The organism is Aliiroseovarius sp. S1123, from assembly GCF_023015885.1.
Classification (GTDB): domain Bacteria; phylum Pseudomonadota; class Alphaproteobacteria; order Rhodobacterales; family Rhodobacteraceae; genus Aliiroseovarius.
In genome coordinates this window covers 111856-124892 of sequence record NZ_JALKBE010000008.1, presented here as the reverse complement: position 1 = coordinate 124892, position 13037 = coordinate 111856, and the positions used below count along the sequence as shown (strand labels likewise).

Sequence of the window (13037 nt, the reverse complement as noted above, 5' to 3'; positions counted from 1 at the left end):
TTGTAATGCTTTTGGGAATCAGTTCACGCGCGTTTAGCTGGCGGTCACTTCTTCCTTCGCGGTGTCCGCATAGATGATCAGCGGCTTGGCGTCCGAGGTCACCGCCTCGTCATTCACGACCACCTCGTCCACGTTCTCAAGGCCCGGCAGGTCGAACATCGTGTCCAGCAGGATGTCTTCCATGATCGAGCGCAGCCCGCGTGCACCGGTCTTACGCTCAATGGCGCGTTTCGCGATGGCTTTCAGCGCGTCTTCGGTGAAGGTCAGCTGTGCGTCTTCCAGTTCGAACAGGCGCTGGTATTGCTTGACCAGAGCGTTCTTCGGTGCAGTCAGGATTGTGACCAGAGCTTCCGCGTCCAGATCTTCCAGCGTTGCAATCACCGGCAGACGGCCAACAAATTCCGGGATCAGGCCGAATTTCAGCAGATCTTCCGGTTCCAGCTCTTTGAACAGTTCGCCCACGCCGCGGTCGTCGTTCTCACGCACGTCAGCACCAAAGCCCATCGCCGAACCTTTGCCGCGCTGCGCGATGATCTTGTCCAGACCGGCGAAGGCGCCACCACAGATGAACAGAATGTTCGTGGTGTCCACTTGCAGGAATTCCTGCTGAGGGTGCTTGCGGCCACCTTGCGGCGGAACCGAGGCCACAGTGCCTTCCATGATCTTCAGCAGCGCTTGCTGCACACCCTCGCCCGATACGTCGCGGGTGATCGAGGGATTGTCCGATTTGCGGGTGATCTTGTCGACCTCATCGATATAGACGATGCCGCGCTGCGCACGTTCCACATTGTATTCGGATGCCTGCAGCAGCTTCAGAATGATGTTTTCCACGTCCTCGCCCACGTAACCGGCTTCGGTCAGCGTGGTAGCGTCAGCCATGGTGAACGGCACATCCAGAATGCGCGCCAGCGTCTGGGCCAGCAGCGTCTTACCGCAGCCTGTCGGGCCGATCAGCATGATGTTGGACTTCGCCAGCTCAATCTCGTCGCCGTTGGAGGCGGCATGGTTCAGACGTTTATAATGGTTGTGAACCGCCACAGACAGCACGCGCTTGGCATGCCCCTGCCCGATCACGTAATCGTCCAAAACCTGACAGATATCCTGCGGTGTCGGAACCCCATCCGAAGTTTTCAGCCCCGACGACTTGGTTTCTTCACGGATGATATCCATGCACAGCTCAACACATTCATCGCAGATGAACACCGTCGGGCCCGCAATCAGTTTGCGCACCTCGTGCTGGCTTTTACCGCAGAACGAGCAGTAGAGCGTGTTCTTGCTGTCACCAGAGGAATTATTCGCCATAGTCCAGTCCCATTCGGCCGGATACCGACCCCGTTAAGCCCTTCCGGGCGGTCTTTTGCCCCTATCCCCAGCTTAGGCCAGGGATGGAACAGGTACAATCAGCTTTTTGACGGGCCCATGACAGGCCCCTCAAGATCAGGCTTCAGCGTCGTCGCCTTTGGCACGGTTCTCGACGATCTCGTCAATCAGGCCCCAGTCTTTGGCGTCCTGCGGGTCCATGAAGTTGTCACGCTCCAGCGCTTCGACCACGGCTTCCATCTTCTGGCCGGTATGCTTCACATAGATCCCGTTCAGGCGATCCTTCAGCTTCTGGGTTTCCTGAGCGTGGATCATGATGTCCGTCGCTTGGCCCTGATAGCCGCCGGACGGCTGGTGCACCATGACGCGCGAATTGGGCAGCGAGAAGCGCATGCCGCTTTCACCTGCGGCCAACAGCAGCGATCCCATCGACGCGGCCTGACCGATCACCAGGGTCGACACTTTGGGTTTGATGTATTGCATCGTGTCATAAATCGACAGGCCCGAGGTCACCACACCACCGGGCGAGTTGATATACATCGAGATCTCTTTGTTCGGATTCTCAGCCTCAAGGTGCAGAAGCTGCGCCACGATCAGGCTGGACATGCCGTCATGCACCGGGCCGGACAGGAAAATGATCCGTTCCTTCAACAGGCGCGAGAAGATGTCATAAGCCCGCTCCCCGCGCGAGGTCTGCTCGACCACCATCGGGACAAGGGTGTTCATATAGGTATCAATCGGATCGTGCATGTCGCCTGCTTTCTCTTCGCGCCAAAGCCCGTTCTGGGCACCTGATGCCAACCTAGTCGTGTGTTTGGGGGGCTGCAAGGGGCCGAAACGACCCGGCTGCGCACTCGGTCACACATTTCCGACAGAGTTGCCGGAAAACGGTTAATAAATCCCTCTTGCGCGCGCCGTCACAACAACAATTTGCAAAAGAAAAGGCGCCATATAGGCGCCTGATCTTTTTAAGTTTTCTGCAACCCTCAGCCCGGAGACATCCCGCGCAGGCGCTCGGACCGGCGGCGCAGAAGCTCAACCGTGGTCAGAAGCGCGATCGAGATGACGACCAGGATCGTGGCTACCGCCAGAATGGTCGGGCTGATCTGCTCGCGCAGGCCAATAAACATCTGCCACGGAAGCGTCTGTTGCTTGGCCGAACCCACGAAGATCACCACAACCACTTCGTCGAACGAGGTGATGAAGGCAAACAGCGCACCCGAGATCACGCCCGGCAGGATCAGCGGCATCTGCACACGGAAGAAGGTGGTCACTGGATCTGCGCCCATATTCGCCGCCGCGCGTGTCAGCGAGCGGTCAAAGCCCACCAGCGTTGCGGTCACGGTGATGATCACAAAGGGGATCCCCAGCGCGGCGTGCGCCAGAACAACGCCCCAATAGGTGCCGGCCAGACCGATGCGGGAATAGAAGAAGTACATCCCAGCTGCCGAGATGATCAGCGGCACGATCATCGGCGAGATCAGCGTGGCCATGATGGCGCGACGTGCGGGCACGTGCGGTTGGCTCAGACCGATGGCGGCCAAGGTGCCCAGCGATACGGACAGCAGCGTCGCAGTAGGCGCAATCTTGACCGAGTTCCACAAAGCATCCTGCCAGTCGGGGTTCGAGAAGAAGTCACGATAGTGCTTCAGCGAATACCCTGCCGGATCGAAGCTCAGCATTTCTTTCGTGAAGGTGAAGAAATCCTGCGAGTTAAAGCTCAGAGGGATAACGACGGCGATCGGCGCAATCAGGAAGAAAAAGATCAACCCGCAGATTACACGGAATGTGTAGTACCAGATGCGCTGGCCGGTGCTTGCATATGATGGAAGAGCCATGTCCGTTACCCCAGCTTCACGTTGTCAATGCCGACGATCTTGTCATAGGCCCAGTACAGGACCAAAACGACCGCCAGAAGAATAGCACCCAGCGCCGAGGCCAAGCCCCAGTTCAGAGAACTTGAGATGTGGAAGGCAATCTGGTTCGAGATGAACGTGCCTTTCGTACCACCGACCAAGGCCGGCGTAATGTAGTACCCAATCGCCAGAATGAAGACGAGGATCGAACCCGCACCGATGCCCGGTACTGTCTGCGGGAAATAGACCCGCCAGAACGCCGTCCAGTCGGTTGCGCCAAGGCTTTTAGCTGCGCGCAGATAGGTGGGCGGAATGGTCTGCATCACCGAATACATCGGCAGGATCATGAACGGCAGCAGAATGTGGGTCATCGCCACGATCGTGCCGAACTGGTTGTTGATGATGACAAGCCTTGCGCTGTCATCGACCAAGCCAATCCAAACCAGAATATCGTTGATCACACCCTGCTGCTGCAGAAGGATCTTCCAAGCAGAAGTACGCACCAGAAGCGACGTCCAGAAGGGAAGCAATACCAAGATCATAAGCATGTTTGCCTGGCGCATTGGCAGGTTGGCCAAAATCCACGCAACAGGATAGGCCAGCAGAATGCAGCACACCGTAATGGTCAACGACATCCACAGCGTCCGTTTCAGCAGATTCATGTAAATCTGCTCACTTTCAGGACGGGCTTCTGCGCCATCCGGTCCAACACGCATATCGACAGCGTTCAGAAAGTAACCTGCAGTCACCGGCGGAGAGTACGTTTGAATGGTGCGCCAGTTGTCCGGCTCGCCCCACCCTTCATTGATGTCAATCAGGGCTTCTTTCCAAGGTCCACCGTTCTCAAGGTCAAATTTCTTGGCCTTGCGCCCGGTCTTTCGGAACAACGATGAGATACCTGGATTTTCATAGTTAAGACGCGTGCCGACCTTCGTGTGGGTCTTGGCGGCCGCAGCTTCTTTCAGGTCGGCAGCCATGGCTGCGAAGACTGCCTCGGATGGAAGGTCGCCACTTTTGGCATCCCAGTCAGCCAAGGCCACAACGGACCGCGGCAGCGTTTCAGTGACGATCCCGTTTTGAACCGACCGATAGAGCATATCTGCAACGGGCAGAATGAAGCTGATCAAAATGAACAGCAAAAGTGGCGCAATCAGCATCAAGGCCCGCATCTTCTGCCGTCGCAGCGCCCGCGCCAGACTACGCTTCAGCGGTGTTCCATCTGCGGCCAGTACCGGGCCGCCGGTGTCGGTCATATCGCTCATATCTTCCCTGTCGGCTGTTGCCGTTTCTTGGTTTCAGTCAGGTAAATTGACAAACAAATCAGATATTTAAAATAAGGGGGTGAAGGAGGCCCGAAGGCCCCCTTCGACGTCAGATTACTTGGCCAGCCAAGCTTCGAACTTTGCGTTCAGATCGTCACGGTTGTCTGCCCACCATTCGTAGTCATACACGTGTACGTTGCCCGAGTTTGCCGGGTCGGTCGGCATGTGCGGAGCCATGTCGATGCCCAGTTCGGCGTGCTTGCCAACCATCGGGGCCGACGATGCACGGGCCGGACCGTACGAGATGTAGGCAGCTTGATCAGCCAGACGCTGAGTGTCGGTCGCGAACTTCAGGAAGTCCATGACGCGTGCTTTGCGGTCTGCGGGCAGACCAGCAGGAACAATCCAACCGTCAAGGTCAAACGACTGCATGTCCCACAGCATCTCGATCGGCTGGTTCTGTTCGGCGATGGCCGAGAACAGACGACCGTTGAAGGTCGAACCGAAGACAACTTCACCGTCAGCCAGCAGCTGCGGGGTTTCTGCACCAGCAGTCCACCAGACAACCTGATCTTTGATGGTGTCAAGTTTGGCCAGCGCCTGGTTTACGCCTTCGTCAGTGCCCAGCGTGTCATAGATGGCATCTTTTTCAACGCCGTCGCAGTACAGAGCCCATTCCATGTTGTCGATCGGACGCTTCTGCAGCGAGCGCTTGCCCGGCCAAGTGTCCAGATCGAAGATCGCGCAAACGCTGTCAGGCTTGGTGTCGCCAACCAGATCTTTACGATAGCCGAAGGTGGTCGAGTAAACGATCTGCGGTACAAAGCAGTCCGAAACCAGCAGGTCACCGAAGTCATCCGAAGCCGAGGTGCCATCGGGGGCAGCGGCCAGATCTTCGTCATGGTTGATTTCTTCAGCCAGACCTTCGTCGCACAGGCGCATCGAATCCGAAGCAACGGCGTCAACAAGGTCCCAAGTGACGTTGCCGGTTTCGTTCATGGCACGCAGTTTCGCAACGGCTTCGCCCGAGCTTTCGTCCCAGGTCACTTTAACCTCGGGGTGCATCTCCAGATACGGTTCGACATAGGCCTTCACCTGGCTGGCCTGATAGGCACCACCCCAGGACACCAGCGTCAGTTCGTTGGCCATTTCCTCGGCGGTTGCCACGTTACCGGCAAGCGTCAGGGCCGAGGTGGCCATAAACATCTTCGCAAGTTTCATACTTTAATTCTCCCTAGTTATCCCGTTTGATTGGTCGGAACTGCATGACGGGCTGCATGGCAATTCCCTGGCAAGATGCCCGGGGCCGTGTTGCCACGCCCCCGTAGCAATTCTGTTTATGCGTCCAGCGCGCGGCAATCCTGCGGCAGCCAGCCGATCTCGATCTGCTGGCCCGGCTTCAGACGCTCCACATCCGGGGCGTTACGGGTCTTGATGATAAACTCATCATTGCCAGCAACGCGCAGGCGGGTGCGGAAAATGTCACCCATATAGATGAACTCAAGCACTTCGGCTTTCAGCGTATGGGCGCCTTCCTGCAGGCGTTCCTTGTTGTATTCGACACGTTCGGGACGGATCGACACCTTGGTGCGCTCGCCCACTTTCGAGACGTTGATCGGGGTGGCGTCCAGCTCTTCCCCGTCATCCAGACGGACCACGCAGGTATCGCCCGCGATCTCGGTCACGACGCCTTCCAAGGTGTTGTTTTCACCGATGAACTGCGCGACGAAGCTGTTCTCCGGCTTTTCGTACAGAAGATCCGGCGGCGCCAGCTGCTGAATGCGGCCATCGTCAAACACAGCGACGTTATCCGACATGGTCAGAGCTTCGGTCTGATCGTGGGTCACGTAGACCGTAGTGATGCCCAGATTATGTGCCAGATCGGTGATCTCGAACTGCATTTTTTCACGCAGTTGCTTGTCCAGCGCGCCCAGCGGTTCATCCATCAAAACCAGTTCAGGTTCGAACACCAGCGCGCGGGCCAGTGCAACACGCTGCTGCTGACCACCGGACAATTGCGACGGACGGCGCCCGCCGAATGAGCCCATTTCCACCATGTCCAATGCACGCTTGATCTTCTCTTCACGCTCGGATTTGCCCATCTTGCGCACTTCCAGCGGGAAGGCCAAGTTTTCGGCAATCGTCATGTGCGGGAACAGCGCATAGTTCTGGAACACCATGCCAATACCGCGCTTATGCGGTGGAATGTTGTTGATCGGTTGACCACCCAGGCGGATATCACCGTGGGTTGCGGTCTCGAAACCGGCCAGCATCATCAAGCAGGTGGTTTTCCCGGATCCAGACGGCCCGAGCATGGTAAGAAACTCGCCCTTCGCAATCGACAGGTTCAGGTCTTTTACGACCAATGTTTCGCCGTCGTAGCTTTTTTGGACACGATCGAAAACGACAAATCCGTCGTCGGTTACAGCTTCAGCCAAGTGACCCCCCTGGTCTATGTTCTTTTTTTTCACACACCAGCCAACACGAAGAAATGAACGAATTCAACAGTCAATTCGACTTTATTCACCCCATTCCACCGGAAGATGCGCTTTTCGACGGCTCTATCAAGCACTTCGACGTTCCGCTCTTCCCTTCACATGTTCGGTCTGGCCTTTCCTGTCTTGAGGTGCCATTTCGCCGTATTTTCCGGCGAAACGGCTTTTTGCAAACAGGGCTTGTCACGCGATGATTCCCGCCCTGCCGTTGGGTCATGGTAACGCTATGCCCACGACATTTTTCGTCGAATATAGATAGTTTGACGATTATTATTGTCGTGGTTTAGCCGTTAAGCGACCTGCAATGAGGTTTTTGCGCCAGAATCTTCACCTATCGCGAAATAATGTTATGACCCGGACCATAGGGGAAACCGGTGATGTTCTCGGCGCCGTCCTCTCCGACGACCAGAATGTCATGCTCGCGATAGCCGCCCGCACCGGCTGTGCCTTCCGGCAGGAACAGCATCGGCTCCATCGATACAACCATGCCGGGTTCCAGCACCGTGTCGATGTCCTCGCGCAGCTCCAACCCGGCCTCGCGGCCATAGTAATGCGACAACACACCGAACGAGTGACCATAGCCAAACGACCGATACTGAAGCAGCCCTTCGGCCTCAAAAAACTTGTTGATCTCGGCCGTGATACCCGAGCAGGTCGCGCCGGGTTTAATCAGACTGATCCCCAGCTCGTGCGCGGCGACGTTGGCCTCCCAGATGCGCAGGCTTTCCGCATCCGGCTCGCCTACAAACAGGGTACGCTCCAACGCAGTGTAATAACCCGAGATCATCGGGAAGGTGTTCAGCGACAGAATATCGCCACCTTCCAGCTTGCGCGTGGTCACAGGGTTGTGGGCGCCATCGGTGTTGATCCCCGACTGGAACCAGACCCAGCTATCGCGGATTTCGCTGTCGGGATGGGCACGCGAGATTTCCAACTCCATCGCGTCGCGACCAGCCATTGCGATGTCAATTTCGCGGGCTCCGACACGGATCGCATCGTGGATGGCGGCACCGCCCACATCAGCGATACGCGCCCCTTCACGGATCAGCGCGATTTCCTCGGCCGATTTGATCATGCGGGCCTGCATCGTGTCGCCAGCGATGTCGGTGAAGCTGCTGTCAGACAGGAACTCTTCTGCCAGTCCGCGCTGCGCCAAGGTCATGTGGTCGCCTTCGATCCCGATCGACTTGGCATTGCCGACAAGGTTTTTCACCGCGCGCCAATAGTTGTTGCGCTCCCAATCCGTATAGATGACGTTGTCACCGTAGCAGCGGCGCCATGGCTGGCCTGCGTCGATATTGGCCGACACCGTGGTCGACCTATCCGCCGTGACGACCAGCGCATAGGGGCGGCCAAAGGCACAATATAGAAAGCCAGAGTAGTAGGCGATGTTGTGCATCGAAGAGAACACAACCGCTTCCACACCGCGCGCGGCCATGATCTTGCGCAGCCCCGTCAAGCGACGTTCATATTCCGCATCCGAGAAGGGCAGCGGGGCTTTTTCACCGTTTTCACAAACAAAGTACTGAGGGCGTGACATATCACATCTCTCCATCTTCCGAGGCCGGGATGTGTAGGAATATGCCCGGCCAACCAAACTCCCCGGCGTCCAGGGCAGTTGATCTCCGGACCGGTGTGCATGTGGCACACAGGGCAGCGACGCCATCGCTGCGGATGGGGAAGTTGTGGCCGTGAAAGACGGTTCTGTCAACTGGCTTCGTGCGTGTCCTCGGCGGGCCAAATCCGCAGACTGCCCCCCCGCCCCACGACCTGAACGCCGTCCGATGAGACAGACACAGCTGGCAGTGCACCCGTTTGAAACGCCCCAGTATCGACCGAGATCCTCCCCTGACGGACCATCACATTGGGTACGATCGTGTGACCATGCACGACCCAGACCCCGTCAGCGCGCGGTCGCGTTCTGAAATCTGCATGCCCCCAGATCAGCACATCCTCGTCTTGGTCGGCGATCGGCGTGGCAGGGTCGGCCCCCGCATGCACCACGGCGACATTCCCGGTCTGCCAGACAGTGGGCAGCGCCTGCAGGAAAGATAAAGCCTCGTCCCCCAGCTCCATCTTCAACCGCTCGCGCACCATCAGAACACGCTCTCCGCGCATGTCCAGTTTCGTGGCGCGGATGCCAAAACTGTTCAGCGTGGCAAGCCCGCCATTCGCGAACCAAACCGGCGCGTTCATTGGCGGGTTGTCGAGGAAGTTCAGCAAAAGCTGTTCGTGGTTGCCACGCAGACAAGTGATGTCGCGCGGGTCCGAGGCCTGTAGCCCCATCAACCGGTTCAGCACCCCTGCACTGTGCGGGCCGCGATCCATATAGTCTCCGACAAAGACCAGGGGCAGTTCAGCGTGGGCAGGATCTTTTGCGATCCGATCCAGCGTGGCATCCAACGCCTCAAGCTGTCCGTGAATATCGCCAATCACCATAAAAGGCTGATCCGGGGCCAATGGCGCGTCGAACGCGGCGCCGCCCCCGAACTTCTGAAACAGGTTGCTTAGAAACGTTCCCATTCCACCCTTTCTTACCGTGTCGCCTTCACGACCACCGTTTGCAAACAGTCACCCAAGTCCTGCGTGCGCTCTGTGGTCCACGTCGGATCCACCAAGAAACACAAGCTAGTGTCGCCCAATTCCCGCGCCACCGGAAGCGGCGCGTCTGGTCCCAGACCATAGCGCGTGAAAGTGCCTTCGCGATAGATCTCGGAACAACTGCCCGAGAATATCGGGAACCCCGCGCCCGAGACCTCGGCGATGATGCGGTCGCGGCTCCAGTCGTTTTTCAACGCTTCGGGGCGTACGAAGGCATAGAAACGGTAATAGGCGTGGGTCATGTCATCCGGCAATTTCGGCACGCGGATCGCTTCCAATTCTGACAGAGCTTGCGCCAGAATGCCTGCGTTCGCCGCACGATGCGCGCGCCAGTCCGCTAGACGTTTCAACTGTACCCGTCCAATGGCCGCAGACGGCCCTGTCATACGCAGGTTCGTCCCCGGCCCGGCCCCATGCAGCCAACGAAAGCCCGGAGGGTGCACGGTGTTGAACACCACATCATAATCCTTGCCGTGGTCCTTGAAGCTCCACGCTTTGGACCAGAGGTCACGGTCGTTTGTGGTCAGTATGCCGCCCTCGCCACCCGTGGACATGATCTTGTCCTGACAGAACGAGAATGACCCGAAGGTGCCGAAGCTACCCACATGCTGATCACCAATCATTGCACCATGCGCCTGCGCGCAATCTTCGATCACCCACAGGTCATGCGCCCGCGCCAGATCCATGATGGCGGGCATATCGCAGGGCCAGCCGCCCAGATGCACCGGGATGATCCCCTTGGTGCGGGGCGTGATCAGGGGTGCAATGGTGTCCGCCGTAATGTTCTGGCTGTCTGGGCCGACATCCGCGAAGACCGGCACGCCGCCTTTCAGGGACACCGAGCTGGCAGACGCGATGAAGCTGCGGGGCGTGACGATGACCTCGTCGCCCTCACTCAGGCCCAATACATGCAGGGCCGCGTCCAGCGTGACGGTGCCGTTGGCCATCGCAATCGCGTGCGGCACGCCGAACCAATCGGCAAACTCTTCCTCGAAGGCCCACACATCTGGGCCAGTCCACGCATTCACCTTGCCCGAGCGCAAAACCTCGGTCACGGCAGCGATCTGTTCTTCATCGAATACGGGCCAGTTGGACATGGGTGTCTCCCTCAGATCACGCTGCGCACAAGGACAAAACCCTCGGCCGCGTGGCGATGCACCGTGGCCCCGCGCAAGGTCGCCAAAGCGCGCAAGGCGTTGACGGATCGCTCATGCGGCGGCTCTTTCACCTGGCTCGCAAACATCTGGAACGCCTCCAGCTTGCGCTCGAGCGTTTCCGTGACGTCGATGAACACGTTCGGCACGAAAGCGGGCGTCAGATAGGGCGCATTCCAGTTGGTTTCCGACAGCGTCTCATAGGCCAAAATCGTGGTCGGATAATCCTGCTGATGCGGTCGGCTGGCGACCAGCGTCGACAGGAACGACAGCTGGTGGTCCATGTGAATGTCGCCGGGATGAGTGACGAAAATCAGCCCAGGCGCCAGATCTCGCACCAGCTTGCCAAGGCCAGCGTTCAACCCGCCATGCGGATGCTCGGCCAGTTCGGCAGCGGGGAAATCCAGCCAATGGGTCTTGGCCACACCCAGATGATCATGGGCGGCGCGGGCCTCGGCCCGGACGCGGGCGGTCATGTCTTCGGTAAAGAGCGGCAGCCCCCCTTTGGTGACCACCGCCACATGCACCTCGCGTCCCTCGTCGGCCAGCCGCGCGATGGTGCCGCCGACGCCCAGCACCTCGTCATCAGGATGGGGGGCAATCACTAGGACCGGTGCTTTGGGATCGCCGCCAAATGCGGTCGAGGCAAGCGTGCTCATGTCGTCATCTTTCCAAGTTTACTATGTAATTTCGGAGGCGCCTCCGCCCCCTGCCAATCAAGAATATCAATGCAGTTTCCGTCACCGCATGCGACCGTAAAGGTTCGCCCATCGATGTCCTGCACCTGCCCGGGCAGACCGATATAGTAGCCCGCGCGCGGTGTGTGGCGGACAGCCGTCAACACCAGCTTGGTCCCATCCGCCGCATGGGTGAACGCGCCGGGATAAGGGGGGCCCGCTGCGCGGATCAGGCGGTGAATGTCGGCGGCGGGGGTGGTCCAGTCGATCAATCCATCCTCGGGCCGACGCAAGGCACATAGGCTGGCCCCAGCCTCGTCCTGCGGAACGCGGGGAACGTCGCCTGACGCGATGCGCTCCATCAGCGGGGGCAACATGTCAGCGAGCGCCTCCATATGGCGGTCATAAAGTTCCCGCGCGGTGATCGTCTCGGGGTCGACCTCGAACCGTGATTTCGCGGCGATGGGGCCGGTATCTGCGCCCTCGCCAAGCCAAAAAAGCGAGGTGCCGATAACCCGTTCCCTCAAGAGAATCGTCCACGGCAAAACCGCCCGCCCCCGCAATTTGGGTAGGTCCGAGGGGTGAAATCCGATGCATCCCAGCTTTGGCACCGCGCGAAACTCGGCTCCGCACAGCTGAGACCAGCCGATCACCAGCACCAAATCCGGGTCGAGCGCACGGATGGCGGAGATCGTTTCTGCGCTGTCACTTTTGCCAGTCAGATGCAGGGCGCAGCCATATTCCTGCGCCAGCGGCGCCACGTCGACAAAATCCGAATGGCGATGCGCAAGCTCGGGCGGCAAGGTCACGACCATTGCGGGCGCGTGGCCCGAGGTACAAAGCGCATTCAGGGCAATCTGGGTGCTTTCCACCGCGCCGACCAAAACAATCTTCATGCCGGACGTCATGCTTGGGCCTGCGCGTTTAATGTGCTTCCCCAATGCTCTGCCGCCGCGATCCGATCTTCGCGCCGATGCTCTCCGAACAGGGCAACACCGATCGTCTCGACCAGAATACGAAAATCTAACGCGGTCGTGCGATGGGCCACATACCACAGATCCAGCGTCAGCTTCTCGTCATCGTTCAGCGCAGTATTTCCGCTGACCTGAGACCATCCGGTCAGGCCCGGTCGGACCGACCCGCGCTTGATCCCATCCGCACCGAACCCGTCGATTGTCTCGCCCATCAGCGGACGGGGGCCGACCAGTGCCATGCGGCCCGCCAAAATGATGAATAGCTGCGGAAGCTCGTCAAACCGCGTGCGGCGCAGGAATTTCCCGGCGGGGGTCAGACGCTCTTCATCCGGCAACCAAATGCCATGTTCGTCGCGGTCATCCGTGAGGGTTCGAAACTTGATCACGTCGAAAGGCACACCGCCCTTCCCCGCCCGTGTCTGGCGAAACATCACCGGATGGCCGAGGGCCTTGACGACGATCAGATAGGTCACCGCGCAGAGGGGCACGGCAACCACCAACATGCACAGGCAGATCAAAATCTCGAGCAATCGATTCATTAAGTGTCCAGCAATCAAGGGCCTGAAACAGGCGAAAAGAAGTTGTCAGAGCACACCGAAGCACCGCGGTCGCATCCCTGTTGGAACAAAATACCCAACGCGACACCAAAACGGCTTTGAACCAGAAAATCCCGCCCCAACATGCACATACGTAATGAA

The 13037-nt window shown here is 58.6% G+C and carries 11 protein-coding genes and 1 pseudogene; all 12 read right to left on the bottom strand.

What is annotated here, in order from left to right; genetic code table 11:
• Positions 1-33 precede the first annotated feature (33 nt).
• The 12 genes and pseudogenes from clpX to MWU53_RS14085 all read right to left on the bottom strand — a co-directional run bounded on the left by clpX (position 34) and on the right by MWU53_RS14085 (position 12878).
• Positions 34-1302, bottom strand: coding sequence for an ATP-dependent Clp protease ATP-binding subunit ClpX (clpX, locus tag MWU53_RS14140; RefSeq protein ID WP_247094299.1), 1269 nt, complete (start codon positions 1300-1302; stop codon positions 34-36).
• A 135-nt stretch (positions 1303-1437) separates the two neighbouring features.
• Entirely contained in the window at positions 1438-2070 is a 633-nt protein-coding gene (locus MWU53_RS14135; protein WP_247094298.1) for an ATP-dependent Clp protease proteolytic subunit, read from the bottom strand.
• 236 nt (positions 2071-2306) lie between these two features.
• A pseudogene (locus tag MWU53_RS14130) lies at positions 2307-3143 on the bottom strand (ABC transporter permease); the annotation flags it as partial.
• A 20-nt stretch (positions 3144-3163) separates the two neighbouring features.
• The gene (locus tag MWU53_RS14125; RefSeq protein ID WP_247094297.1) at positions 3164-4438 is read right to left on the bottom strand and encodes an ABC transporter permease; all 1275 of its coding nucleotides are present in this window, start codon (positions 4436-4438) and stop codon (positions 3164-3166) included.
• A gap of 114 nt (positions 4439-4552) precedes the next feature.
• Positions 4553-5659 carry an extracellular solute-binding protein gene (locus MWU53_RS14120; protein ID WP_247094296.1) on the bottom strand — a complete coding sequence of 369 codons (1107 nt, stop codon included), beginning with the start codon at positions 5657-5659 and terminating at the stop codon, positions 4553-4555.
• Positions 5660-5775: 116 nt separating this feature from the next.
• Positions 5776-6876, bottom strand: a complete 1101-nt coding sequence (locus tag MWU53_RS14115; RefSeq protein WP_247094295.1) for an ABC transporter ATP-binding protein — start codon at positions 6874-6876, stop codon at positions 5776-5778.
• Between the two features lie 388 nt (positions 6877-7264).
• The gene (locus MWU53_RS14110; RefSeq protein WP_247094294.1) at positions 7265-8473 is read right to left on the bottom strand and encodes an aminopeptidase P family protein; all 1209 of its coding nucleotides are present in this window, start codon (positions 8471-8473) and stop codon (positions 7265-7267) included.
• Between the two features lie 167 nt (positions 8474-8640).
• On the bottom strand, positions 8641-9456 hold the full coding sequence (locus MWU53_RS14105) for a metallophosphoesterase family protein (protein ID WP_247094293.1): 816 nt from the start codon (positions 9454-9456) through the stop codon (positions 8641-8643).
• A gap of 11 nt (positions 9457-9467) precedes the next feature.
• On the bottom strand, positions 9468-10631 hold the full coding sequence (locus MWU53_RS14100; protein WP_247094292.1) for a DegT/DnrJ/EryC1/StrS aminotransferase family protein: 1164 nt from the start codon (positions 10629-10631) through the stop codon (positions 9468-9470).
• 11 nt (positions 10632-10642) lie between these two features.
• Positions 10643-11347: a PIG-L deacetylase family protein gene (locus tag MWU53_RS14095; RefSeq protein ID WP_247094291.1), complete on the bottom strand. Its 705-nt coding sequence runs from the start codon at positions 11345-11347 to the stop codon at positions 10643-10645.
• A complete protein-coding gene (locus MWU53_RS14090; RefSeq protein ID WP_247094290.1) occupies positions 11344-12261 on the bottom strand; it encodes a methionyl-tRNA formyltransferase in 918 nt (305 codons plus the stop codon). Before MWU53_RS14090 ends, MWU53_RS14095 begins: the two co-directional genes overlap by 4 nt.
• A gap of 8 nt (positions 12262-12269) precedes the next feature.
• Complete coding sequence (locus tag MWU53_RS14085) at positions 12270-12878, bottom strand: sugar transferase (RefSeq protein ID WP_247094289.1); 609 nt, start codon at positions 12876-12878, stop codon at positions 12270-12272.
• Positions 12879-13037: the final 159 nt, after the last annotated feature.